Origin of the sequence: Butyricicoccus sp. AM27-36, assembly GCF_003480945.1 — a bacterium.
Lineage (GTDB): Bacteria > Bacillota > Clostridia > Oscillospirales > Butyricicoccaceae > Agathobaculum > Agathobaculum butyriciproducens.
Genome location: NZ_QUJR01000004.1, coordinates 85692 through 110587, shown reverse-complemented (window position 1 = coordinate 110587; position 24896 = coordinate 85692). Strand labels below are relative to the sequence as shown.

Annotated in this window: 24 protein-coding genes; 20 read left to right on the top strand and 4 right to left on the bottom strand. The window is 57.8% G+C overall.

Annotation, left to right across the window (positions count from 1 at the left end; genetic code table 11):
* The first annotated feature begins 408 nt into the window (after positions 1 to 408).
* Genes cbiD through cobT form a run of 8 tightly spaced genes read left to right on the top strand, consistent with a single transcriptional unit; the run spans position 409 to position 9088 of the window.
* Positions 409 to 1545: a cobalt-precorrin-5B (C(1))-methyltransferase CbiD gene (cbiD, locus tag DW724_RS07085; protein ID WP_118761079.1), complete on the top strand. Its 1137-nt coding sequence runs from the start codon at positions 409 to 411 to the stop codon at positions 1543 to 1545.
* Positions 1542 to 2234, top strand: coding sequence for a precorrin-2 C(20)-methyltransferase (cobI, locus tag DW724_RS07080; protein ID WP_118761078.1), 693 nt, complete (start codon positions 1542 to 1544; stop codon positions 2232 to 2234). Before cbiD ends, cobI begins: the two co-directional genes overlap by 4 nt.
* Positions 2231 to 2986, top strand: a complete 756-nt coding sequence (cobM, locus tag DW724_RS07075) for a precorrin-4 C(11)-methyltransferase (RefSeq protein ID WP_118761077.1) — start codon at positions 2231 to 2233, stop codon at positions 2984 to 2986. Before cobI ends, cobM begins: the two co-directional genes overlap by 4 nt.
* A complete protein-coding gene (locus DW724_RS07070; protein WP_118761076.1) occupies positions 2983 to 4023 on the top strand; it encodes a cobalt-precorrin 5A hydrolase in 1041 nt (346 codons plus the stop codon). Before cobM ends, DW724_RS07070 begins: the two co-directional genes overlap by 4 nt.
* Positions 4020 to 4748, top strand: coding sequence for a precorrin-3B C(17)-methyltransferase (gene cobJ / locus DW724_RS07065; protein WP_118761075.1), 729 nt, complete (start codon positions 4020 to 4022; stop codon positions 4746 to 4748). The genes DW724_RS07070 and cobJ overlap by 4 nt, the downstream gene beginning before the upstream one ends.
* Positions 4745 to 6697 carry a precorrin-6A reductase gene (gene cobK / locus DW724_RS07060; RefSeq protein WP_118761074.1) on the top strand — a complete coding sequence of 651 codons (1953 nt, stop codon included), beginning with the start codon at positions 4745 to 4747 and terminating at the stop codon, positions 6695 to 6697. The genes cobJ and cobK overlap by 4 nt, the downstream gene beginning before the upstream one ends.
* Entirely contained in the window at positions 6684 to 8033 is a 1350-nt protein-coding gene (locus DW724_RS07055; protein WP_118761073.1) for a cobyrinate a,c-diamide synthase, read from the top strand. The genes cobK and DW724_RS07055 overlap by 14 nt, the downstream gene beginning before the upstream one ends.
* Positions 8030 to 9088, top strand: a complete 1059-nt coding sequence (gene cobT / locus DW724_RS07050) for a nicotinate-nucleotide--dimethylbenzimidazole phosphoribosyltransferase (protein WP_118761072.1) — start codon at positions 8030 to 8032, stop codon at positions 9086 to 9088. The genes DW724_RS07055 and cobT overlap by 4 nt, the downstream gene beginning before the upstream one ends.
* A gap of 142 nt (positions 9089 to 9230) precedes the next feature.
* Here cobT and DW724_RS07045 read toward each other — a convergent pair whose 3' ends face one another.
* Positions 9231 to 9767 (bottom strand): YcxB family protein, encoded by a 537-nt coding sequence (locus DW724_RS07045; RefSeq protein ID WP_118728935.1) that lies wholly within the window; start codon positions 9765 to 9767, stop codon positions 9231 to 9233.
* 86 nt (positions 9768 to 9853) lie between these two features.
* Here DW724_RS07045 and DW724_RS07040 point away from each other — a divergent pair, with 86 nt between their 5' ends.
* Genes DW724_RS07040 through DW724_RS07005 form a run of 8 tightly spaced genes read left to right on the top strand, consistent with a single transcriptional unit; the run spans position 9854 to position 16209 of the window.
* Positions 9854 to 10384, top strand: coding sequence for a bifunctional adenosylcobinamide kinase/adenosylcobinamide-phosphate guanylyltransferase (locus DW724_RS07040; RefSeq protein WP_118761071.1), 531 nt, complete (start codon positions 9854 to 9856; stop codon positions 10382 to 10384).
* The gene (locus tag DW724_RS07035) at positions 10381 to 11169 is read left to right on the top strand and encodes an adenosylcobinamide-GDP ribazoletransferase (protein WP_158580235.1); all 789 of its coding nucleotides are present in this window, start codon (positions 10381 to 10383) and stop codon (positions 11167 to 11169) included. Before DW724_RS07040 ends, DW724_RS07035 begins: the two co-directional genes overlap by 4 nt.
* Positions 11166 to 11495, top strand: coding sequence for a bifunctional adenosylcobinamide kinase/adenosylcobinamide-phosphate guanylyltransferase (locus DW724_RS07030; RefSeq protein ID WP_118761069.1), 330 nt, complete (start codon positions 11166 to 11168; stop codon positions 11493 to 11495). Before DW724_RS07035 ends, DW724_RS07030 begins: the two co-directional genes overlap by 4 nt.
* Positions 11492 to 12448: an adenosylcobinamide-phosphate synthase CbiB gene (gene cbiB / locus DW724_RS07025; protein ID WP_118761068.1), complete on the top strand. Its 957-nt coding sequence runs from the start codon at positions 11492 to 11494 to the stop codon at positions 12446 to 12448. The genes DW724_RS07030 and cbiB overlap by 4 nt, the downstream gene beginning before the upstream one ends.
* A gap of 45 nt (positions 12449 to 12493) precedes the next feature.
* Positions 12494 to 13555, top strand: a complete 1062-nt coding sequence (locus tag DW724_RS07020) for a pyridoxal phosphate-dependent aminotransferase (RefSeq protein WP_158580234.1) — start codon at positions 12494 to 12496, stop codon at positions 13553 to 13555.
* 1 nt (position 13556) lies between these two features.
* Positions 13557 to 15056: a cobyric acid synthase gene (locus DW724_RS07015; protein WP_118761066.1), complete on the top strand. Its 1500-nt coding sequence runs from the start codon at positions 13557 to 13559 to the stop codon at positions 15054 to 15056.
* On the top strand, positions 15053 to 15577 hold the full coding sequence (locus DW724_RS07010) for a cob(I)yrinic acid a,c-diamide adenosyltransferase (RefSeq protein ID WP_118761065.1): 525 nt from the start codon (positions 15053 to 15055) through the stop codon (positions 15575 to 15577). The genes DW724_RS07015 and DW724_RS07010 overlap by 4 nt, the downstream gene beginning before the upstream one ends.
* An 8-nt stretch (positions 15578 to 15585) precedes the next feature.
* Positions 15586 to 16209, top strand: coding sequence for a precorrin-8X methylmutase (locus DW724_RS07005; RefSeq protein WP_118761131.1), 624 nt, complete (start codon positions 15586 to 15588; stop codon positions 16207 to 16209).
* Between the two features lie 663 nt (positions 16210 to 16872).
* On the opposite strand, the gene DW724_RS07000 is transcribed toward DW724_RS07005, so the two are convergent.
* Positions 16873 to 17607: a type 1 glutamine amidotransferase gene (locus tag DW724_RS07000; RefSeq protein WP_118761064.1), complete on the bottom strand. Its 735-nt coding sequence runs from the start codon at positions 17605 to 17607 to the stop codon at positions 16873 to 16875.
* A 13-nt stretch (positions 17608 to 17620) separates the two neighbouring features.
* The gene (locus tag DW724_RS06995) at positions 17621 to 18991 is read right to left on the bottom strand and encodes a Mur ligase family protein (protein ID WP_118761063.1); all 1371 of its coding nucleotides are present in this window, start codon (positions 18989 to 18991) and stop codon (positions 17621 to 17623) included.
* Positions 18992 to 20031: 1040 nt separating this feature from the next.
* On the opposite strand from DW724_RS06995, the gene DW724_RS06990 reads away from it, so the two are divergent.
* Positions 20032 to 20595, top strand: a complete 564-nt coding sequence (locus DW724_RS06990) for a manganese efflux pump MntP (RefSeq protein ID WP_110435160.1) — start codon at positions 20032 to 20034, stop codon at positions 20593 to 20595.
* A 57-nt stretch (positions 20596 to 20652) separates the two neighbouring features.
* Here the strand turns inward: DW724_RS06990 and fabD are convergent, their stop codons facing one another.
* The gene (fabD, locus tag DW724_RS06985; protein WP_118761062.1) at positions 20653 to 21570 is read right to left on the bottom strand and encodes an ACP S-malonyltransferase; all 918 of its coding nucleotides are present in this window, start codon (positions 21568 to 21570) and stop codon (positions 20653 to 20655) included.
* Positions 21571 to 21773: 203 nt separating this feature from the next.
* On the opposite strand from fabD, the gene DW724_RS06980 reads away from it, so the two are divergent.
* From DW724_RS06980 to fabG, 3 genes are all read left to right on the top strand, one after another.
* The gene (locus DW724_RS06980; RefSeq protein ID WP_243022861.1) at positions 21774 to 22763 is read left to right on the top strand and encodes a beta-ketoacyl-ACP synthase III; all 990 of its coding nucleotides are present in this window, start codon (positions 21774 to 21776) and stop codon (positions 22761 to 22763) included.
* A 152-nt stretch (positions 22764 to 22915) separates the two neighbouring features.
* The gene (gene fabK / locus DW724_RS06975; protein WP_118478368.1) at positions 22916 to 23863 is read left to right on the top strand and encodes an enoyl-[acyl-carrier-protein] reductase FabK; all 948 of its coding nucleotides are present in this window, start codon (positions 22916 to 22918) and stop codon (positions 23861 to 23863) included.
* A 61-nt stretch (positions 23864 to 23924) separates the two neighbouring features.
* Positions 23925 to 24653, top strand: coding sequence for a 3-oxoacyl-[acyl-carrier-protein] reductase (gene fabG / locus DW724_RS06970; RefSeq protein WP_110435157.1), 729 nt, complete (start codon positions 23925 to 23927; stop codon positions 24651 to 24653).
* Positions 24654 to 24896: the final 243 nt, after the last annotated feature.

The following is a 24896-nucleotide window of genomic DNA, read 5'->3' as shown; positions in this document are numbered from 1 at the left end:
TTGTCAAGACGTATTTGTGCAGTTTGGATGAATGAATAAAAAAATCTCGCGTATTTATCAATATTATCAACAACTGTTGTGGAATAATGATAAATTCGGACAGACTTTTTGTACAAAAATACTGCGTAAAATATTTACTTTTTTCACCTTGCACTTAGAAAAGTTTATTATTTTACAGAATATGGTAATCGAAGCGCGAATTTATAAAAAAATTTTGTCATCCTACTAAAACAATGCGATGAAGAATTCATGAAGAATCGCAGGGAGCGCGGCATTGCTGCGAAAAGTGATAAAAATTCCGACACCGCTCAACCGGTGCAGAGAAAAGACATCCCGCGTTTGCACTTCAAATAAAAGCCTGCGTATGCTATAATAAATTGGATTACATTTCACAGGGAGGTGCACCGCATGCCGGACGAAAAACTCATCACTAGCCGCGGCGGCAAAGCGCTTCGCCGCGGCTGGACGACCGGCTCGTGCGCGGCGGCGGCCTCGCAGGCGGCGGCTGTGCTGCTGCTGACCGGAATCGCGCCGCCGGAGATTCATCTGCACACGCCGGGCGGCATCACCTTCTGCCTGCCGGTCGAGGACGCGCATATGAGCGGAAACGCGGCTGTCTGCACCGTCCGCAAGGATTCGGGCGACGATCCGGACATCACAAACGGGGTCCGCATCACGGCTTCCGTACGCCGAATCGAAAAGGGCGTTACCATAGAGGGCGGCGCCGGCGTCGGACGAATTACCCGCCCGGGACTGGCGATGCCGGTCGGAGAAGCGGCGATCAATCCCGGTCCGCGGCAGCAGATTGCGGACGCAGTGCACCGTGCCGCACAGCAGAACGGATACGGCGGCGGTTTTTCCGTTACCATTTCGGTGAAGGACGGCGAGGCACTTGCCGCCCAAACCTACAACGGGCACCTCGGCATCGTCGGCGGCATCTCGATCCTCGGCACGAGCGGCATCGTTGAGCCGATGAGCGAAAAGGCGCTCGTGGACACCATCCGATTGGAGCTGGACAGCCTGTATGCGCAGGGACAGCGCATTGCGTTCCTGTGCCCGGGCAACTACGGCGCGGATTTCGCGCGGGACACGCTCGGCCTTGATCTCGAACGCGCGGTCAAGTGCTCCAACTTCATCGGTGAGGCGTTCGACCATGCGGCGTACCGCGGCTATCCTGAGATCCTGCTGGTCGGGCACGCCGGAAAGCTGGTCAAGATGGCCGCAGGCGTGATGAACACGCATTCGTCGGTCGCAGACGCACGGCAGGAGATTTTCACCGCGCATGCGGCACTGTGCGGCGCACCGCGCGAAACACTCGAAGGACTGATGGCTGCCATCTCGGTGGACGCGTGCGTGGAGCTGCTGGACGAAGTGAATCTGCGTCAGCCCGTCCTGTCGCGCATTGGCAGGGAGATGGAAACCCGCATCGCCCTGCGCATGAAGGGGCAGGCGCGCGTGGAATTCATCATGTTTACCGGAAAATACGGCGTGCTGGCCGAGTCAGCGGGCGCGCGCGCACTCTGTGAGAGGTTGAAACTGCAATGAAGGGTATTTTATATGGAGTCGGCGTCGGTCCGGGCGACCCGGAGCTGCTGACCGCCAAGGCGATCCGGCTGCTGCGCGAGTGTGATGCGGTCGCCGCACCGAAGTCCGCCGGCGGCAGACAGACCGCACTGGATATTGCTTCGCCGTACATCGGGCAGGATAAGACAATCCTGCTGTTCGATATGCCGATGACGCACGACAGGCAGGCGCGAAATGCCAGCCACGACGCGGCGGCAGACGCGCTCTGTGCGCTGCTCGACGAGGGCAAAACCGTGGTGTTTCTCACACTCGGTGACTCGACGGTGTATTCTACCTACTGGTATGTGCACAAGCGTGTTGCCGCCCGCGGGTATGACGCAGAACTGGTGCCCGGCGTGCCGTCCTTCTGCGCCGCGGCTGCCGCCATGGGCCGCGCCCTGTGCGAGGACGGCGAAATGCTGCACATCATTCCGGCCACGCACGGCAGGACGGAGGAAGGGCTTGCGCTCTCCGGCAGCAAGGTGCTGATGAAGACCGGAAAGAGTGTATTGGAGGTGCGCGAACTGCTCCGGCAGCGCGGCGAACTCGGCAGCGCGGCACTGATCGAGCGGGTCGGCATGGACGGTCAGCGGCTGATCGAAAATTTAGATGAGCTGGAACAGCCGAGCGGCTATTTCTCTATTATATTGGTAAAGGAGCAAAGCGAATGATCTACTTTGTGGGTGCAGGCTCAGGGGCGCCCGACCTGATCACGGTACGCGGCGCACGTCTGCTGAGCGAGGCAGATGTGATCGTTTACGCCGGTTCGCTGGTCAATCCGGCACTTCTGGAGTACAAAAAGGACGGATGCGAGGTATACAACAGCGCGAAGATGACGCTCGAGGAGGTCATCGCCGTGATGGCGCCTGCCGCGAAAGCGGGCAAAACGGTCGTGCGTCTGCACACCGGCGACCCGTGCGTGTACGGTGCGCATAGAGAGCAGATGGACGAGCTGGATAAACGCGGGATTCCCTACGAGGTCTGCCCGGGCGTGTCCTCGTTCTGCGGCGCGGCAGCGGCACTCAAAGCCGAGTACACACTGCCGAATGTCAGCCAGTCGGTCATCCTGACGCGCATGGAGGGCCGCACGCCCGTGCCCGAAAAGGAGCAGATCGAGTCGTTCGCGGCACACGGAGCCACCATGGTCATCTTCCTGTCGGCGGGTCAGCTGGCGCGCCTGTCCGAGCGGCTGATCGCGGGCGGCTACGCGCCGGACACGCCTGCGGCTATCGTGTACAAAGCCACTTGGCCGGACGAAAAGGTCGTGCGGACAACGGTCGCAGACCTCGCCGAAGCCGGTGCGCGAGAGGGCATCACCAAGACCGCGCTCATCACGGTGGGCGGGTTTCTCGGCACCGAGTACGAGCGCTCCAGGCTGTACGACCCGACCTTTACGACCGAATTTCGTGAGGCAAGCCGATGAAGCACGCAAAATTTGTATCCTTTACCCTGTGCGGCGCACAGACTGTGCAAAAGGCGGTAAAACTCCTGCCGGATTTCCGGTGTGAGCGGTACGCGCGGACGGTGGATGCGTCGCTCTCGGGCACGAGCCTTAAGCGCTTTGCGCAGCAGGCGATGGTCGATTGCGACCTGATCGTGTTCGTGGGCGCGACCGGAATCGCGGTACGCGCAGCGGCGCCGTATTTGATGGGAAAAGCCTATGATCCGGCGGTAATCGTCATTGACGAGCAGGGAAAGTTCGTGATTCCGCTCCTGTCCGGGCATCTGGGCGGCGCCAACGAGATTGCCAAAACACTTGCGGAGGGTCTGCAGGCTGTGCCGGTGCTCACCACCGCGACCGACGGTCGGCAGGTGTTCGCCGTGGACACCTGGGCAAAAGTACACAGCTGTGCAGTCCTGGAGCCGCACTATATTAAATATGTATCCGGTGCGCTGCTCAGAGGGGAAACCGTGGGCGTTCGCTCGGATTTTCCGATAGACGGGCTGCTGCCCGCCCGTATTGACCTCAAAAAAGACGCGGAAAGCGGGTTCACGATTGGATTTCGCACAGACGCACAGCCGTTTGCACACACGCTGCATCTCGTGCCGCGGATTGCATATCTCGGCATTGGCTGCCGCAAGGGAACGAGCGCGGATGCCATCGAGCAGACAGTTCAGGCGGCGCTTGCCTCGGGAAAACTGCCCTGGCAGGCGATCTGCGGCGCGGCGAGCATTGATATCAAGCAGAATGAGCTGGGTTTGCTGCTGTTTTGCGAAAAACACGGACTGCCGTTCCGTACCTTTACGGCCGAGCAGCTGCAGGACGCACAAGGCGAATTCAGCCGGTCGGCGTTCGTGCAGCAGACCGTCGGCGTCGATAATGTGTGCGAACGCGCGGCTGTGTGCGCGGCACAGAACGGCACACTTATCTTGCACAAATTCGCGCAGAACGGCGTGACGGCGGCTGTCGCCGTGCCGGACTGGCGCGTGACGTTTGAAGAACGGGAGGGTGAAGCATGAAGCTGTATTGCATCGGCATCGGGCCGGGCGGCGAGGAACAGATGACGCTGCGCGCAGTGCATGCTCTGGAAAAATGTGACTGCGTGGCAGGCTACGGCCTGTACCTTGATTTGATCGAGAACCTCATTTCGGGCAAGGAGCGCATCGAATCCGGCATGACACGCGAGGTTTTGCGATGCAAAGCGGCGGTTGAGGCGGCAAAACAGGGCAAAACGGTCGCTGTTGTATCCTCGGGAGATGCGGGTGTGTACGGCATGGCGAGCCTGCTGCTCGAGCTTTGCGAGCACGAGCCGCACCTCGAGGTCGAGGTTATTCCGGGCATCACGGCGGCCTGCTCGGGCGGCGCCGTGCTCGGCTCGCCGCTGACATGCGACTTTGCGTGCATCAGCCTGTCCGACCTGCTCACGCCGTGGGACAAGATCGAGCAGCGTCTGCGCGGCGCAGCGGCTGGCGATTTCTGCATCGTGCTGTACAATCCGTCAAGCAAAAAGCGCACCGACCATCTGCGCCGAGCCTGCGATATTCTGCTGGAGACCGTGCCGCCGGAAACCGTCTGCGGTCTGGCGCGCAGCATTGGCCGAGAAGGCGAAAGCTGCACGCTTACAACGCTCGGTGAGCTGCGTGATACACAGGTCGATATGCTGACCACCGTGTTTGTCGGAAACAGCCGTACGCGCGTGATGGACGGCCGCATGGTCACGCCGAGGGGGTATCGCGGCGTATGAAGCTGATGATTTTCTCCGGTACGACAGAAGGACATGATTTGTGCCGTTTTTTGTCGAAAAACAGCGTGCAGGCAGACGTTTTCGTTGCCACAGAGTATGGTGCGGCGGTGATGGAGCCGATGGCGGGAATCACGGTTCACGAGGGCCGCTTGGATGAGCGGGAGATGGAAAAGCGATTGACCTCGGACACGCTGCTCATCGACGCAACGCATCCGTACGCGGCGGCTGTGACCGACAATCTGCGGGCGGCCTGCGCGAAATCGGGCGCACGCTACGAGCGGCTGCTGCGGCCTGCCCTGCCTTATCAGAACTGCGAAATCGTGCTGGACACAGCCGCCGCAGTGGACTGGCTGAACGCGCACGAGGGCGCGGTCCTGCTCACCACAGGAAGTAAAGAACTGGAAGCGTACACGGCGGTGCAGGACTTCCAAACGCGCCTGTTCCCGCGCGTGCTGCCGACCGCCTCGGTGCTCGAAAAGTGCGCCGCACTCGGCTTCCCGGGCGCACACATCATCGCCATGCAAGGTCCGTTTTCGCAGGCCATGAACGCGGCGCTGCTGCGCGAGACCGGCGCAAAAATCCTCGTGACCAAGGATACCGGCGTGTCCGGCGGCTTTGCGGAGAAGGTCGCGGCAGCCGAGGAGGTCGGTGCAAAGGTACTGGTCATTGCGCGTCCGCGTATGGAAAACGGCAAAAATCAGGCGCAGATGCAGGTATTTTTGACGGAATTGCTCGGTTTACGGAACGAAAAGCAGCAGCGGGAATTTTTTGTCATCGGCGCAGGCATGGGCACGGCGGACACGCTGACCGGCGAAGCCGTCCGCACGCTTGCAGCCGCAGAGGAAGTATTTGCCACAAAACGGCTCGCATCGCTGTCGCCCAAGGCGGAGGTCTGTGCGTTCTCAGAGTTGGCTGAGCGGGCAATTTCCGGTCATGCCCGGCACACGGCGCTGTTGGTTTCCGGCGACGTGGGATTCTTCAGCGCGGCCGGAAAGCTGCGCGAGCGGCTCCTGCCATACGGCGGGGTAACACTCGTGCCGGGATTGTCAAGCATGCAGTATATGTGCGCGAAATGCGGCATTTCCTACGAAAATCTGTGTTTTAAGAGCCTGCACGGTCGCACAGGAAATATTCTCGGTGCCGTAAGTTACCATACGGCAACATTTGCGCTGACCGGCGGTGAAAACAACGCGCAGGCGGTTTGCAGCAGCCTTATGGACGCGGGATTGGGCGCGCTGCCCGTTCATCTCGGGGAAAATCTCGGCGCGGAAAATGAGCGGATTGTGCACGGCACAGCCGCGGAGATCGCGCAGCTTTCGTGCCCGGATTTAGCGGTTCTGCTGATCGAAAACCCGCGTGTGGCGAACAAAAACGAACCGATTCGAGATGAAATGCTCACGCGCGGAAAGGTGCCGATGACCAAGGAAGAGGTTCGGTGGGTGTCGGTGAACCGCCTGACTGTCCGACCGACCGACACGGTTTGGGACGTGGGTGCGGGCACCGGTGCGGTCACGCTCGAGCTGGCGCGCAAGGCCGGCGACGGCACGGTTTATGCCGTTGAGCGAAAGCCGGAAGCGGTCGCGCTCTTGCGTGAAAACCGCACAAAACTCGGCGGATATAATGTAAAAATCGTTGAAGGATTTGCGCCGGAGGCGCTGGAGGACCTTCCGGCACCGGACTGCGTGTTCGTCGGCGGGAGCGGCGGCAGAATGCGAGAGATTCTGGCACTTGCTAAGAAGAAAAATCCGGAAGTTCGCGTGGTCGTGAACGCGATTGCGCTCGAGACGTTGTTTGCGGCGCAGACGGCTTTGAAAGAATTGGGATTTACTGACATCGAGGTCACACAGTTGGCGGCCACGCGCGGCAAGCCGGTCGGCGCGTACACCATGCTGACTGCGAACAATCCGGTGTTTATTCTGTCCGGGAGGGCCGAAAATGACACAAAATAATGCACCAAGACTGCTGCTTGCGGGCACCGGCAGTGGCTGCGGCAAGACGACGGTCACGACCGCGATTCTGCGGGCGCTGCAGCGCCGCGGCGTAACACTCAGCGCGTTCAAGTGCGGTCCGGACTACATCGATCCGATGTTCCACACGGCGGTTTTAGGCGTTCCGAGCCGCAATTTAGACCTGTTTTTCGAGGACGAGGCCGGTATTTGCAGTCAGCTTGCGCGGCATATCCAGCCGGACGGTCTCGGCGTGATCGAGGGCGTCATGGGCTTTTACGACGGCGTTTCCGGTACGACGGATACGGCTTCGGCGGCGCATCTGGCCCGCGCAACCGGCACGCCTGCGGTGCTGATCGTGCGGCCTAAGGGGCAGTCGCTGTCGCTTGCGGCACAGATTCACGGGTTCCGCACATTTGCGGAAAATACGCTCGCAGGAGTGATTTTAAACGGCGTTTCCGCAGGAATGTACTCGTTTTACAAACAAATCGCAGAGAAAGCGGGGCTGCCTGTGCTCGGCTTTTTGCCGCCGGTTCCGGAGGCCGAAATACCTGACCGCCACCTCGGTCTGGTGACGGCGGACGAGCTGTCCGACCTGCGTGAAAAAATTGATCGGCTCGCGGATGCGGCAGAGGAGGGCATTGACCTCCACGCATTGTGTGCATTAGCACAGACGGCGAAACCGCTGACCGATACGCACATGCCGCTCGCTCGTGTGACCGATTTTCCGGTGCGGATCGCGGTAGCCAAGGACCGCGCATTCTGCTTCTATTATGAGGATAACTTCGATGTGCTGCGCGAGCTGGGGGCAGAGCTTGTGCCGTTTTCGCCGCTCACAGACGAGCGGCTGCCGGAGAATATCGATGGCCTGTATCTCGGCGGCGGCTATCCGGAATTATATGAAAAACGGCTTTCAGAGAATGAAATTATGCGAAATTCTATCAAAAAAGCGATTCAAAACGGTTTACCTACAGTTGCAGAATGCGGCGGATTTCTCTATCTGATGCAGTCGCTCGACGGCGCGGAAATGGCAGGTGTGCTGCCGACTTCGGCGCACATGACGCGCAGGCTGCAGCCGTTCGGCTATGTCATGCTCACGGCAAACAGTGATAACCTGCTGTGCAAAGCCGGTGGACAATTTTCTGTGCATGAGTTCCATTATGCACAGGCTGTGGATAATGGCACAGATTTTCGCGCGGTCAAGCCAAACGGGCGCGCGTGGGACTGCGGCTTTGCGTCGGATACGCTCTATGCAGGATTTCCGCATTTGTATTTCCGTGCGAAAACTGAAATTGCAGCGAATTTTGTCCGGAAATGCGCAGAAAGGAGCGAAAAATGACACTTGAACAGGCTATTTCTGCCATCCGACCGCTGGATGAGAAAAGCATGACGGCGGCGCGAAATCGTTTTGCAAATATTGCCATGCCGCTCGGCGGACTGGGTCTTCTGCAGGACGCGATCGTGCAGCTTGCGGGTATTCTCGGTCAGCCGGTGCCGGATATTTCCAGACGTGCGGCGGTTGTTTTCTGCGCGGACAACGGCGTGGTCGCCGAGGGCGTGACGCAGTGCGGGCAGGAGGTGACAGCAACGGTCGCGGAAAATATGGGCCGCGGCGAGTCCACCGTGTGTCTAATGGCAAAACAGCTCGGAATGGACGTGTTTCCGGTCGATATAGGTGTTGCACAGCCAATAAAGAGCGAAAAAGTGCTGCAATTTTCCGTTCGGCGCGGAACTGCAAACCTTGCGCATGAGCCTGCCATGACGCGGAAAGAGGCGCTCGAAGCGGTCGAAATCGGTATTAAAATGGCAGAAATATGTGCCGAAAAGGGATATTCGATGCTCATTGGCGGCGAAATGGGCATAGGGAACACGACTACGAGTGCGGCAGTCACGGCGGCGCTGACCGGCGCGGAGGCTGCGGCGGTCACAGGACGCGGAGCGGGTCTGTCAACGGCCGGTCTGGAGCGGAAAATCGCGGTGATCGAGGCGGCGCTGGCGCTTCACAGACCCGACCCGAATGACTCGATCGACGTGCTGCACAAGGTCGGCGGTTTGGACATCGCGGGTCTGTGTGGTCTGTATTTGGGTGCGGCGGCACAGCGCATCCCGGTCGTGCTGGACGGCGTGATTTCGTGCGCGGCGGCGCTTCTCGCGGTGCGATTGTGTCCGCAGTCTGTGCATTTTATGGTCGCAGCGCACAGATCGGACGAACCGGCGAGCATTTTGCTGCTCGATGCACTCGGCAAGCGGCCGTTCCTGACGGCGGGCATGCACCTCGGGGAGGGGACAGGCGCGGCGGCAGGCGTGGCACTTTTGGACCTGGCACTGGCGCCCTATCGGGAAATGGTGAGCTTCGCGGACATTGGAATAGAGGCATATCAGCCGCAAAAGTAGTTGTTTGTCTGACAAATAGCACAAATTTTTATATAAATATTGTGTGTAACGCCGATAAATGCGATCTGCCCGCATTCTTTACAGGAATACTGCGTGCAGCAAAAAGCACCGAGCGTTAACTCGGTGCTTACGGTTCAAATTCTTAGCATTTCAGCGCTTCATCCGCGATATTTGCGGTGATTTTGTTGTAGAACTCCTGCTTCTGCGCATCGTTTTCAAACGCTGAGAACGGCACGATGACCGCGGAGAACTCATCAACAAAAATATAATAATGCTTGTCATCGGTTGCGGTGCGCTGAACGGCCGAATACTGGTAAACGGTATCTTCGTTCTCGCCGGACAGCTCGAATTCGCTTTCACGCAGCGTGAGCGTTTTCGGTCCGCAAAGCTGTTTGTTCTTTGCGTTCTTGAGGATTTTCTCGATATTTTTGATCATTTTATGACGCATATAGCGCGGTGTGCCCCAGAAGCAGACGGCAGCGAGCGCAACGTAAACCGCGATGGAAACCGGCGTGAGCGTATGCAGCCAGTACATGAGCGCACTGCCGCCGAGAATGACAATAGCCGCAGTGGCGATTCTCATGGTGCGAATGCTGCGTTGAACAATCGCATTATTGTTGTAATAATTCAAATTAAAATCAATAAAATCCTGTTTGGTGATATCGTAATGCAGCTCCATTTTTCCTTACCTCAACTTACTCGGATAAAGTTATTGTATCGAAAATCAGAGCGGATTGCAAGTCTAATTCAGAAAGGGGAGCGAAAATGCTGATTTTAGTGACCGGCGGAGCGGCTTCGGGCAAGTCGGAGCACGCGGAACGGCTGGTGTGTGAAAAAGCACAGAGCCGATTATATCTGGCGACCATGCAGCCGTTCGGCAAGTCCGCAGAGGCGCGGATTGCACGGCATCGGGCGCTTCGTGCGGGAAAAGGGTTCGCTACGGTAGAGAGAACACTTGATTTAGCGAATCTCAGGCTCTCTCGGCAATACGACGGAATTTTGCTCGAGGATTTGGGCAATCTGCTGGCAAACGAGCTGTTTGCGCCGGAAGGCGCAGGCGCAGGATCGGCGTTCGACAGCATTGTTGCAGGCGTGGATAATCTGCAAAAATACTGTGAAACGCTGGTTATCGTTTCCAACGAAATCTTTGCGGACGGCGTGCCGTACCCGCCGGAGACCATGCAGTATATCCGGATTTTGGGAGAGCTTCACCAGGAATTAACTGGGAAAGCAGACGCGGTATATGAATCGGTATGCGGTATTTTACTGCCGGTAAAGGAGGGGAAACAGCCGTGAAAAGTGTAATCAGCGGACTTTTGGTCGCGTTTTCAATGTACTCTGCGATACCTGTTCCACAGGTGAACTGGGAAAAACAGACCATGCGGTGGGCACTTGGCTTCCTGCCGCTCATCGGTGTGCTGATCGGTGCGATAGAGTGGTTCTGGTTCGCATTTTGCATGCATTTCGGCGCAGCAGGTGTGTTTTACGCTGTGATCGCAGCGCTGATTCCTCTGGCAGTGTCCGGCGGCATTCATCTGGACGGCCTGTGCGACACCTGCGACGCGCTGTGCTCGTTCGGTGACCGGAAAAAGCGGCTGAACATTCTCAAGGACCCGCACGTTGGCGCGTTTGGGCCGCTCTGGCTGATGGCATTCCTGCTGGCCGAGGTTGGGTGTTTTGCCCAGATTTACGACCGGCCTGTGCTTCTTCCGCTGGCATGCACAGGATTTGCTTTTGCACGGACAATGGGCGGCCGTAAGGTGGTTGCATCACCGTGCGCAAAAGACAGCGGACTCGCACATATCTTTGCAGAAAACAGTGATAAACGCGCGGTATCACGCATGTTAGTTGCTGAATTTGTTCTGTTTGCGGTGCTTCTCGGATTGTGGATATACCGCGTGCCGCACGCGCTTGCTGCGGCGAAAGTGCTCGTTATCGTGCTCGTTGTGTGGTATGCTGTGCATGAGCACATAAGCCGCCGCGTGTTCGGCGGTGTAACCGGAGACCTGGCGGGATTCTGCATCTCGCTGTCGGAATTGATCACGCTTGCGGCAGCAGCGATTGGAGGACTGATTTTATGACCGTGCTCATCATTGGCGGGGCATATCAGGGGAAACGAAAAGTTGCCGAAAACCTGTATGCAGACCTGCCGAGGATTGAAAATCTGCACGAAATCGTGCGGAAAATGCTGAAGGAAGACAAAGACCCGCTGTCGCTCGCAGATACGCTGTGCGGACACGTTATCACCTGCGATGAGATCGGCTGCGGCATCGTTCCCATCGACCGTGCGGAGGAAAACTGGCGTGAAGCGGTTGGTCGTCTGTGCTGTGCTTTGGCACAGAAAGCAGACGCAGTCGTGCGCGTGATCGTAGGCGTGCCGCAATTCATCAAAGGAGAACAACCATGACGATAACCCTTGCCGTGCTGCTCGGCTTCGCGCTCGACTGGCTGCTCGGAGACCCGAAAAAATTGCCGCATCCGGTATGTGCGGTGGGAAAACTCATCTCAGGAACCGAAAAAGTGCTGCGCCGCATCTTTCCCGCAACGCCTGCGTCACTGACATTCGCTGGAATTGTACTCTGGCTCATCACCTGCGGCGTGAGCTTTGCCGTGCCGTTTTTCCTTCTGCGCTGGCTGTATCATGTGAACTTCTGGCTCGGTTTTGCCGCCGAAACGCTGCTCTGCTGGATGATTTTCGCACGAAAAAGCCTTGCGGACGCCGGTTATCATGTCTACGGCGCGGTCAAGCAGTCGCTTGCGGAGGGCCGCAAGGCCATCGCGTGGTACGTCGGCCGCGACACCGCAGAGCTGTCCGAGGAGGGCGTTGTCAAGGCCGCTGTTGAGACCGTGGCTGAGAACCTGACGGACGGTGTGGTCTCGCCGCTCGTGTTCATGCTCATCGGCGGAGCGCCGCTCGGCATGCTGTACAAGGCGGTCAACACGCTGGATTCCATGGTCGGCTATCATAACGAACAGTACGAGTATTTCGGCAAATTTTCGGCAAAAATGGATGATTTATTCAACTTTATTCCTGCCAGACTGTCCGCACTGTGCATGATCGCCGGTGCCGGAATGCTGCATCTCGATAACCGAAATGCGCTGCGGATTTATCGCCGAGACCGCAATAAGCACAAAAGTCCGAACGCCGGTCAGACCGAGTCCGCGTGCGCGGGCGCGCTGCACATCCAGCTCGGCGGCGATGCCAGCTACTTCGGCAAAGTCGTTAAAAAGGCCGCCTTCGGTGATCCGATCCGCCGCGTAGACCGCACGGATATTCTCGCAGCGGTCGATCTGATGACGGCAGCAAGCGTGTTTGCGCTGGTGCTGTGCTGTGTAATCCGCCTGATCGTAAAAAGTTAGGATGCTGTGCGAGAGAGAAAATTCGTATTTGAAAGGGTGACAACATTGCCAACCTATGTCCACGGCGGCGATATCCAAACCTACATCGACCGCCACGGCTTCGCGCCGCTCGACCTGTCCGCGAACATCAATCCGTTCGGCATACCGGACGCGGTACGCGCGGCCATGCACAGGGCTGTGGATAACTGCACGCAGTATCCCGACCCGTTTTGCCGCGCCGCGCGGCAGGCGATTGGTGCGAGAGAAGGCGTCAATCCGGATTTTCTGTACTGCGGCAACGGTGCGGCGGATGTGCTCGACCGTCTTGCGGCGGTGCTGAAACCGCGCAAGGTGCTGCTCACCGCACCGACCTTTGCGGAGTACGAGCGCACGCTCTCAGGTGCGGAGATTCGGGTGCATAATCTGCGGGAAACGGACGGTTTTGCGCTCACGGAGCGCATTTTGGACGAGATTTCACCGGATTTGGATGCGGTGTATCTCTGCAATCCGAACAACCCGACCGGGCGAACCGCCCAACCGGAACTTCTGCGGGAAATCGTCCGAAAATGCACAGAAAACGGCGTAAAACTGGTCGTGGATGAGTGTTTCAATGACTTTCTGGAGGACGCCGCGCAGCACACACTGAAAGACCTGCTGGAATCCGATCCCGGCCTGATCATCCTGCGCGCGTACACGAAAATGTACGCCGTGCCCGGTGTGCGCTTCGGCTGGTGCATGACGGCGGACGCGGCGCTGATTGAGAAATTATACCATGCCGGACAGCCGTGGAACGTGTCGGTCATCGCGCAGGCGTGCGCTGTCGCGGCGGCAAACGAGCCGGACTGGGCCGCCGAGACCGCCAAACGCATTGCCGAGGAACGCAGGTTTTTATCCGACAATCTATCAGCTCACGGACTGAAAGTCTTTCCGGGCGAGGCCAACTTCCTGCTGTTCCGCTCAAATGATACCGGATTGCACAAGAAACTCGCTGAACAAGGCATAATGATACGAAACTGCGATAATTATCGCGGACTTTCGGCGGGATACTATCGCGTTGCGGTAAAAACGAGAGAAGCAAGTGAGCGGTTACTGCAAATCATTACTAATTATACCCAATGTGAGGTGTAAAATGGCAAAGACAATTATGATACAGGGAACGTGCTCGAATGCAGGCAAAAGCCTTCTCTGCGCGGCCCTGTGCCGGATTTTCCGGCAGGATGGCTACCGCGTTGCGCCGTTCAAGTCACAGAATATGGCGCTCAACTCGTTCATCACGGCGGACGGCAGGGAGATGGGCCGCGCGCAGGTCGTGCAGGCCGAGGCGGCGGGCATCGCGCCCGATGTGCGTATGAACCCGATTTTGCTCAAGCCGACAAGCGATGTTGGCTCGCAGGTCATCATCATGGGCGAGGTGCAGGGAAACCGCACCGCGCGCGAATATTGGGGGCATAAAAAGGCGCTTTTGCCCATTATCAAGGACGCATTTGACAGCCTTGCCGCCGAGAACGACATCATCGTGATCGAGGGGGCGGGCAGTCCGGCGGAGATCAATCTCAAGCAGGATGATATTGTCAATATGGGTCTGGCGAAGCTGGTGGATGCGCCCGTTCTGCTGGTCGGCGACATCGACCGCGGCGGCGTGTTCGCGTCGCTGTACGGCACGGTCAAGCTGCTCGATGAGGACGAGCAGGCGCGTATTCACGGTCTCATCATCAACAAATTCCGCGGTGACGTGGAGATTCTGCGGCCGGGTCTGACGCAGCTCGAGGATTTGACCGGCAAGCCGGTTATCGGCGTGGTGCCGTACGGGCGTTTTGACATCGACGATGAGGACAGCCTGTCTGAGCGTCTGGACGCAAAGGCTGCTCCCGCACTGGTAAACATTGCGGTGATAAAGCTGCCGCGACTGTCCAATTTCACCGATTTTTCCGCACTTTCGCGCGTAAGTGGCGTGAGCGTCGCGTACGCGGACAAACCGGCGCAGCTTGCCGGAGCCGGCCTGATTATCCTGCCGGGCACCAAGTCTACGCTGGCAGACCTGCGGTGGCTGCGCGAGAGCGGCATGGAGGCGCAGATTCTCAAGGCGCACGCGGCAGGCACACCGGTTTTCGGCATCTGCGGCGGTTATCAGATGATGGGACGCACGGTGTCCGACCCGAACAATACCGAGGGCGGCGGCAGTCTGCGCGGCATGAATCTGCTGCCGATCGACACGGTGTTCCGCCCGAGCAAGACCACGACGCAGACGCGCGGCACGCTGCTTGAGATTGACGGCGTGCTGTCCGATTTGAGCGGTCTGGCGGTCGAGGGCTACGAGATTCACATGGGCGAAACCGTGCGCGACGCGAGTGCAAAGCCGCTCGTTCGATTGCTTCGCAGGGAAGGCGAAATCGAGGACGGCTGTCAGACGGAAAACGCCTTCGGCACTTATCTGCACGGCGTGTTCGATGCACCGGAGGCGGCGCTGCGGACAGTGCAAGCGCTGGCGAAAAAGAAGGGCGTGACGCTCACCGGTGAAGCGCTCGACACACACGCCTACAAGGAGCAGCAGTACGACAAACTGGCGGATTCGGTGCGGAAATCGCTCGATATGGAGTGGATTTACCGTATAATGGAGGGAAAAGCATGACAGGACTCATTCACCTGTACTGCGGCGACGGCAAGGGCAAGACTACGGCGTCGGTCGGTCTGGCGGTGCGTTGCGCCGGACGCGGGAACAAGGTCGTGTTCGCGCAGTTTCTCAAGGATGGGACCTCGGGTGAATGCCGTGTGCTGGCGAAATTGCCCGAAGTGACCGTTATGGCAGCCAATCCGGTCGGCAAGTTCTCGTTCCGCATGACGGATGCGGAGAAGCGGGAGACAGCAGACGCGCTCACCCGCACCTTCGATGCGGCAACCGGCTTTGCCGTGCGGGAGCACGCGCGGCTGCTCGTGCTGGATGAGGTCTGCGCGGCAATCTCGTGCGGCTTTCTGGATGAGAAAACGGTCGTAAAATTTCTTGAGATCAAGCCGGAAACGCTCGAGGTCGTACTGACCGGACGGGGTCCGTCCGAAGCGCTGCAGGCACACGCGGACTACATTACAGAAATGAAAATGCAGCGGCATCCATATGAAAAGGGCGTTGCCGCGCGGGAGGGAATTGAATTTTGAACAGATACATGAAGCCGCAGGACATTGAAAAGCGGTCGTTTGAAATCATCACCGCCGAACTGGGCGAGCGCACGTTTCCGGCGGGCATCGCCGAGGTGGTCAAGCGCGTCATTCACACCACGGCGGATTTTGACTACGCGGACAGCCTCGCGTTTTCGCCGGATGTGATCGAGCAGGCAAAGGCCGCGCTTGCGGCAGGGGCGACGGTGGTTACCGATACCAATATGGCGCTCTCCGGGGTGAGCAAGGTGACGCTGGCAAAGCTCGGCGGAAAGGCGGTCTGCCTGATGGCGGACGAGCAGGTGGCGAGCGAGGCCAAGGCTCGCGGTGTCACGCGGGCGGTCGTTTCGATGGAGCACGCCGCCAAATTTGAAGGCCCGCTCATCTTCGCCATCGGCAATGCGCCGACTGCGCTTATCCGTCTGCATGAGTTGATTGAGGAAGGCATTGTCGCGCCTGCGCTCGTCATCGGCGTGCCGGTCGGATTTGTCAACGTGGTCGAGGCGAAGGAGCTGTTCATCGGCGGGGACACGCCGTATATCATCGCGCGAGGCCGCAAGGGCGGCTCGAATGTAGCTGCGTCCATCGTCAATGCACTGCTGTATCAGATGGTACATCGAGAAGGCTTTTAAGCAGAAATTAGGAATTGCGTAATGGGTTGGCTGACCGGCGGCGGTTTTTCTCGGCACTCGCTTTCCGGTGCACACGTACCGTGCAGCGGTACGCTCTTTCCGGGCGGAGAGTATTGCCGCAGGCGCACAAAAAGGAGGAAACCAACGGTTTCCTCCTTTTTGTGAATCTTCCTCTTGCCCTTGGATAGCTTGGACGCAGATGGTAAACTGCGTAAGCATAGCAAAGGGGAACGACAGTGGGGTTGCATTTGCGTAGGGGCAGACCAATGTGTCTGCCCATTTCTCTGCCTATACGCAGTGTCAGATACCTTTGTGCTGCATATGTGGGTGAATCCACGCAAGCGCGGCACAAGGTGAATGGTTTGTGTAGCAGTACGTTATCCGAAATGCGAAAAGGTGTTATACCACGCGGAAGAAAAAATCCTCTGCCGTTCTCCTTTTCCACGCTTACGCAGTCTACCATCTGCACCCAAGTCCTCTAAGGGAAAGGTAGGAGTTCAAAGAGGAAGGAAAACCGTAGGTTGTCCTTCCTCTTTGTCCCCGCGGCGGACGCCGCAATGTCCTCGCCCGGAAATTGCAAACCGCTCACGCGGTTCGGGCACCCCGCAAAGCCGGTGCAGGAAATCTCCGTCACCGCGTCAATTACGAATTACGCATTCCTAATTACTTGCTCAATCGCTGTTCCATATAATTGTGCGCGTTCAGCTCAAGAGTATCGTTGAGCGGTACGAGCGGCTCGGTCTTGCCGTAGCGGCGGTCGAGCGCGGTCTGCAGGATGAAGTCGCACAGCACGGGATTCTTCGGCAGCAGCGAGCCGTGCGAGTAGGTGGCGAACACGTTGTTGTAGCGTGCGCCCTCGGTCTGGTCCTCGCCGTTGTTGCCGTAGCCCTTGATCATCATGCCGAGCGGCGCGACATCCTCACCGAGATAGGTTTTGCCCGAGTGATTCTCAAAGCCGACCACGATGGAGCCGCTGCTCTCGGGCGTTGTGCGGTACATGTAGTTGCCGATCATGCGCTCTTTCGCGCCGATGGTGTGCACGTTGATCGCGCCGATGAAGTCGAGCTGCACGCCGTCCCACGTTTTGTAATACTGGCCGAGCATCTGGTAGCCGCCGCAGATGGCGAGGAACACCTTCTCCTCCTCAACAGCGGTGCGGATGTCCTTGCCCTTGCCGGAGGCGAGGTCGCGCAGCAGCACCTCCTGCTCGAAGTCCTGTCCGCCGCCGATGAAGAAAATGTCGTACTTGTCCACATCGAGCGGCTGACCGATCGAGCACTCGTCCACATTGACGCTGATGCCGCGGCTCTCCAGACGGCGCTTCATCGTGATAATGTTGCCCCGGTCACCGTACAGATTGAGAATGTCGGGGTAAAGATGGCAGATATTCAGTTCCATTGCAGTTTCCCCCTTATTCGTAGAACGCCTTAACGTCTGTGTGCTTGCTGATCTCACCGCGCAGGTCGAACATGGCAGTGTATGTCGGCATAAGGAATGCCGGTGTCTCATCCGAGCCGATCTCGGTCAGCAGCTTGTCGTACTCGCGGATAACCTCGATACGCTCGGGTGCAAAGCCTGCATACTTGAGACGCAGCGCCATATCATCCGCACGCACGCTGGAAACCAGTACGCGTGTAAAGCGCACCTGCTGGTCGGCGAGTGCCTCAAAATCCACGTCCCAGATCCAGCTGATGTCCGTGCCGTCCGCGAAGCGGTCGTTGAGCAGGAACGCCAGCTTGTAATTGCCCTCGTCGTGCGCGATCAGGTTGATGACCTGATTGAAGCCGGCGGGATTCTTTACCAGCATCATGCGCGCCTGCGCCTGACCGAGCTTGAACTGCTCGGCACGGCCGAAGCCGCACTCAAACTGAGAAAGCGCGCTGACCGCAGTCTGCTCCTCAATGCCGACAACATGCGCGACAGCGGCCTCTGCAGCGGCGTTGTAGATGTTGTAGCCGCCCGGCAGGTTGACGTGTACCTCGTGCTCGTGACCGAAGATGTCCAGTATGATGTCGGACGAGTCCGCGCCGGTGGCGAGCACCTTGGTGACAGCAACCTGCGGTGTCTGGCGGTGGTAGCCGCACTTCGGGCAGCGGAAGCCGCCGAGATGACCGTAGGTGATGTAATCGTACTCATATTCGGTCTTGCAGTGGATGCAGTACGGCGCGTCGGACAGCTCGTGCGCGGTCTCCTTGTAGATCGGGACATTCACGCCGAACCAGACGATCTTGTTCGGCACGCTGCCCGCAAGGGAAGCGGTGAGCGAACAGTCCGCGTTCAGGCAGAGCGTTGCATTCGGCACATGCGTAATGCCCTCGCGGATGGCGTTGAGCGTGTGCGTAATTTCGCCGTAGCGGTCAAGCTGGTCGCGGAAAATGTTGTTGACGACCAGACATTCGACCGGCAGGTATTCACTCGTTTTGCGGAAGGCCGCCTCGTCGCATTCGATGAGCGCGTGCGTGTACGGGCATTTGCCGGACAGCGTGGAATGCTGTGCAAATACCGCGATGATGCCGGTCAGCAGGTTCGCGCCCGACTTGTTGGAGAAATATTTGAGTCCCGCATCGGCAAACGCCTGCTCGATCATGCGGGAGGTGGTGGTCTTGCCGTTCGTGCCGGTCACGACCGTGACCTTTACGCCGCGCGACAGCTCACCCAGAATATTTTTATCAATTTTCAGCGCCAGCTTGCCCGGCAGGTTGGTGCCGCCGCGTCCCAGCTTGCGCAGAACAGCGCCCGATGCCTTGCACACCAGCACCGCCAGTCTGGTTTGGAGTTTCATTGCTGTAACCTCTTTTTTCAAGTCATATAAAATAAGTATAGCGCATTTTGCGTCATTGCACAAGGGAAAACGTCGGAAAATGCGCCTACCCGGCGGGGGCACAAGAGGGTAGACACCTGCGGTTTCCACCCTCTTATGAATCACCCCTTTCCCTTGGAGGGTCTGGCGCAGATTGCCGACATGTGACCGCTGCGAAAAAAGGGAACGGCAGAGGATTTTTTCTTCCGCATCTTTCGCAACCTATTCGCAGTGTCGGAGACCGTACTGCTACACATAAGATTAACTCTACGCAGGCGCGACATACCCGTGTCGCGCAAATCCTTGGCACGTTGTAACGCACGGCACCTGCGAGGATAAATTGCACCGAACGCCTAATCCGTAGGTGCTGTCCGCAAACTCCAGACTTACGAGTTGTGCGGCACTGTCATCCTCCAGAGGACCCTCTCTTGCCCTTTGGGCAATTCACCTTGTGCCGCACTCTGCGTTGATTAACCCGCATGTGTAGCAGTACGCTGTCTGTGAACTGCGAAAAGGCGGAGAAAGACACGCTGAGGTAACCCGACTGCCGCGTCCTTTTCCTGCTTACGCAGTCTACCGTCTGCACCCAAGGTAGTAGGGAAAAGGGGAGATTCACAAGAGGGTGGAAAACCGCAGGTTGTCTACCCTCTTGTGCGCCTGCCGCGCGTAGCGGCAATTCCCCGCTGTGGTTCACGGCAAAGCTCCCCGCCCGGACAGGGCGAACCGCCTGCGCGGTTCGGGCACACTGGACAGCCTGTGCCGCCGTTTCCGTATCGGCTTTTCGGTTTGCATAGAGCAACAATTTTGCCCGCATATTGACTTTCGGCTGCGCATATGCTAAGATAAATCGCAATAAGGGAGTAGTCGGCGCGGAGCGTTCCGCCGCGCGGCAGAGCCAACATACTGGGGAGGACGCTCCTCTGGTTTTGCATGAAATGACGAGACTTATCTGTTCTACGCGGCAGATGGGTCTTTTTTTGTGCCTGTTTTCCGCCGGATAAACGACTGAGGAGGACAAGAAAATGGGTTTATTGGAGTTATTTTTGATCGCAGTCGGTCTGTCGATGGATGCGTTCGCGGTGTCTGTCTGCAAGGGACTGAGCGTGCGCACGCTCAAGGCTAAGCACGCGGTTATCTGCGGACTGTATTTCGGCGGCTTTCAGCTTTTAATGCCGCTCATCGGCTTTGCACTCGGCGTGCGCTTTCAGTCGCTCATCACGAGCATTGATCACTGGATCGCCTTCGTGCTGCTGGGGCTTATCGGCGCAAACATGGTGCGCGAGTCGCGCGAGCACGATGACGAAAGCGTCAGCGATTCGTTCCGCTTTATGACCATGCTGCCGCTTGCGGTTGCCACGAGCATTGATGCGCTTGCGGTCGGCGTGACGTTTGCATTCCTGCAGGTCGATATCGTTCCGGCGGTGTCGTTCATCGGTGCAACCACGTTTGTGCTGTCGTGCATCGGCGTGAAGATCGGCCATGTGTTCGGCACAAAGTACAAGTCCCGCGCAGAGCTGTTCGGCGGTATCGTGCTGATCCTGATGGGTCTCAAAATCCTGCTGGAGCATTTGGGTTTTCTGGGATAACAAAAGGCACCTCAATGAGGTGCCTTTTTACTGTCTCTATGCGTTTTCGGTCGAAAATCATTCGGCTGCAGCCTGCACGCCTGCCATATCCTGCACGGTCTTGCAGGTCAGCTCCTTGCTGATCTTGCCCGCGAAGCCGGTCAGCGTCTTGCCCGGACCGATCTCGCACGCCGAGGTCAGACCGGCAGCCATGCCGTTCTTCACCAGCTGCGTCCAGCGAACCGGAGAGATCATGTGCTGCTCGAGGTGTGCCGGCAGGTCGGAGCAGTCGTAAACCTTGCCGTCGAGGTTGGAGTAAATATCCATCTTTGGTGCGGAGAAGGTAAAGTCCGCAACGTAAGCGCGCAGCTCTGCGGCAGCCTTTGCCATCAGCGGGGTGTGGAATGCACCGGATACAGCAAGCGGGAGCGCACGGCGTGCGCCTGCAGCCTTGCAGTTTTCGATCGCCTCTGCGAGAGCCGCCTTTTCACCTGCGATAACCAGCTGACCCGGGCAGTTGTAGTTTACCGGACGAACCACGCCGGAGGTCACCTTCGCGCAGGCTCCTTCAATTACGCTGTCCTCCAGTCCGAGGATAGCCGCCATGCCGCCGTCGATCGAGTCTGCTGCCTGCTGCATCAGCTTGCCGCGCATGGAAACGATCTTCACGCCGTCTGCGAGGGAAACAACGCCTGCAGCCGCCAGTGCGGTGTATTCACCGAGCGAGAAGCCTGCCGCTGCTTTGAATTCCACGCCTGCTTCCTTCAGTGCAGCCCAGGCTGCCATGGAATGGGTGAAAATTGCAATCTGGCTGTTCTCCGTGCGGGAGAGCGTTGCCTTGTCGCTCTCAAAGCACAGCTTGGCTACATCCAGACCGGCGCCTTCGCTTGCTTCCTCAAAAACCAGCTTGGCAGCCTGCGAGTTCTCATAAAGATCCTTGCCCATGCCGGGGGCCTGTGCGCCCTGACCCGGGAAAAATGCAAAACCGTAGTTCACGTTTCGTTCCTCCAAAATAATAATCAAACGCTGACAGCACCGTATTTTAATAGATATTCTTCACACAAAGTGTTGCTAAATAATAACGGTCTGTCTTGACAATTTACTGTGCTTTTATTATAATAGTCGGAGAATACTTTGTCAATCTAACTATTGTCGCTTTTCCACGCTTTTTGGGAGAGCGATTTGGACTTTTTAGGAGCGTGGAAATCATCAACAGTAAACTGATCGGCACGGGCGCCTGCATTCCGGATTTTGTCCTGACCAACGCCATGCTGGAAAAAATGGTCGATACAAACGATGAGTGGATCGTGCAGCGCACCGGTGTGCGCGAACGCCGCATCGCAAAGAATACACATACATGGGAGCTGGCGCTCGGTGCCGCACAGGACGCACTCGCGGACGCAGGCATCACCGCAGAGGAGCTGGACCTCATTCTCGTCAGCACCTGCTCGCCGGATACCAACACGCCGAATACGGCGTCTATCCTGCAGGACAAGCTGGGTGCGCGTCAGGTCGGCGCGTTCGACATCAACAACGCCTGCACCGGCTTTGTCTCCGCGACCGACATTGCGGACAGCTACATTAAATCCGGCAAGGCAAAGACCGTACTGGTTGTCTCGGCGGAAACGCTTTCGCGCATCGTGGACTACACCGACCGCTCGACCTGCATTCTGTTCGGCGACGGTGCCGCTGCAGCCGTTTATCAGGCGACCGAGGACGAAACAGTCGGCATTCTGTCTACCTTCACCGCGGCAGACGGCTCGGGTGCAGAGTACCTGCACATGGAAGCCCTGCCGGTCGAGGATCCGCTTTCCGGCGACCGCACGGTGGACCCGAAGGCGCGTTTCCTGAAAATGCAGGGTGCACCGGTCGTGCGCTTTACCGCAAGAGCCGTACCGCTTGCGATCGACACCGCGCTCAAGCGGGCAGGCGTCACCGCAGAGGAAATCGACTGGGTGGTGCCGCATCAGGCGAATCTGCGTATTCTGGATGTTATTGCACGCAGATACCATCTGCCGAAGGAGAAAATTTACGTCAATATGGATCGTTTCGGCAATACCTCGTCGGCAAGCGTGCCGATCTGCCTGAACGAAATGCGTAAAAACGGCCTGCTGAAGGAGGGTCAGACTATTGTCTGCACCGGTTTCGGCGGAGGCTTGACTTATGGCGCATTTGTGATTAAACTATAATATTGGATAAATCCGGACGGTTCTTGCAGCCGTCCGGCATTATCTGTTAGACAAATTTAAGGTGAATTGTCTAAAATATGCACGCTGTCTATTATTTGCGTTAAAATATGTTATAATAATTTACTACCTATTAAAAAGGGGAGAACAAACCTATGAAAACCAAGATCACAGAACTTCTCGGTATCGAATATCCGATCGTGCAGGGCGCTATGGCGTGGATCGCGGAGCACCATCTGGCTGCTGCGGTTTCCAAGGCAGGCGGTCTGGGCATTATCGCGGGCGGCGCGGCTCCGGTCGATTACATCCGTGAGGAGATCCATAAGGCGCGTGCCATCACGGACAAGCCGCTCGGTATGAACATCATGCTGCTCTCCCCGAATGCGGACGATCTGGCACAGCTGGCCATCGACGAGAAGATCGAAGTGCTGACCACCGGCGCAGGCAATCCGGGCAAGTATATCGCGGACTGGAAGAACGCAGGCATTAAGGTTATGCCGGTCGTTGCTTCGGTTGCACTGGCAAAGCGCATGGAGCGCGCAGGTGCAGATGCGGTTATCGCAGAGGGTATGGAAGGCGGCGGCCACATCGGTGAGCTGACTACCATGCCGCTCGTTCCGCAGGTTGTAGACGCACTGAGCATTCCGGTCATCGCCGCAGGCGGCATTGCAGACGGCCGCGGCATGGCAGCTGCCATGATGCTTGGCGCCGAAGGCGTACAGTGCGGCACGATCTTCCTTGCAACACCGGAGTGTCAGATCTCGGAAAAGTACAAGGAACTCGTCCTCAAGGCAACCGACATTTCGACCGTTGTTACCGGTCGTCCGTCCGGTCATCCGGTGCGTTCGCTCAAGACCCCGATGGCGCGCAAGTGCCTCGAGCTGGAGAAGCAGAACACCGATGCCTCCCTTGAGGAGCTTGAGAAGGCAACCGCCGGTTCGCTGCGCAAGGCCGTGCAGGACGGCAACTATGAGGAGGGCACCTTTATGTCCGGTCAGATTGCGGGTATGCTCAAGGAGCTGCATCCGTGCGAGGAGATCCTCAAGGGCATGACCGCGCAGGCGGAGGACCTTCTGAAGAACGCTTACAAGAGATTTGAATAAGCGGAGAGTGAAGAGACACGAAAACTCCTCACTCCTGCCTGTCTATAGAATGGAGTAAACAATGAGCTTAGCAATCGTAACCGGCGGTTCCCGCGGCATTGGCGCGGCGATCGCGGAAAAGCTGGCGCAGGACGGCTTTGACGTCCTCATCAACTGTGCGTCCTCGGTCGAAAAGGCTGAGGCTGTGGCGGAGAAGTGCCGCGCGCACGGCGTCAACGCTTATGTGAAGAAGTGGGATGTTGCGGACTATGACGCCTGCAGCACCGCGCTCAAGGAAATTAAGGAAGAGATCGGCGTACCGTTCGTTCTCGTCAACAATGCGGGCATCACCCGCGACGGCCTGATGGTCCGCATGAAGGAGGACCAGTTCGACGACGTTATCCGCACCAACCTCAAGGGCGCATTCAACATGCTCAGCCTGTGCGGTGCGATGATGATGCGCGCCAAGCAGGGCCGTATCATCAACATCACCTCGGTTTCGGCGTTCACCGGAAACTACGGCCAGATCAACTACACTGCTGCCAAGGCGGGTATGGTCGGCATGACCAAGACCGCCGCCAAGGAGCTGGGTGCGCGCGGCATTACAGTAAACGCAGTCGCTCCGGGCTGGATCGCCACCGAGATGAGCGACAAGGTGCCCGAGGACATCCGCGAGAACGCCAAGAAGCAGATCGCGCTCGGCCGTTTCGGCAAGCCGGAGGAGATCGCAGGCGTGGTTGCCTTTCTGGCCTCCGACGCTGCAAGCTATATTTCCGGCCAGACGATCATCGCTGACGGCGGACTTTATTAAGGCATCACCGGACAATTCGCCTGCGGCACTTTGCGGTAATTTTCCGCTCTGATGCCGGCCGCAGTTTCTTGTGCAGGCTCCGGCCGCACTGCTGCGCTTTTTGCAATACACAAAGTATTGCTGCAAACCCGCGCCTAATCAGAACGCAAAATTCCTGCGCAAATTGCTCTTGCCGAATTATCCGGTGATACCTTTTTGCTGCGTGGAATAAAAATTGCGATTAGATAAATGCGTGATATTGGA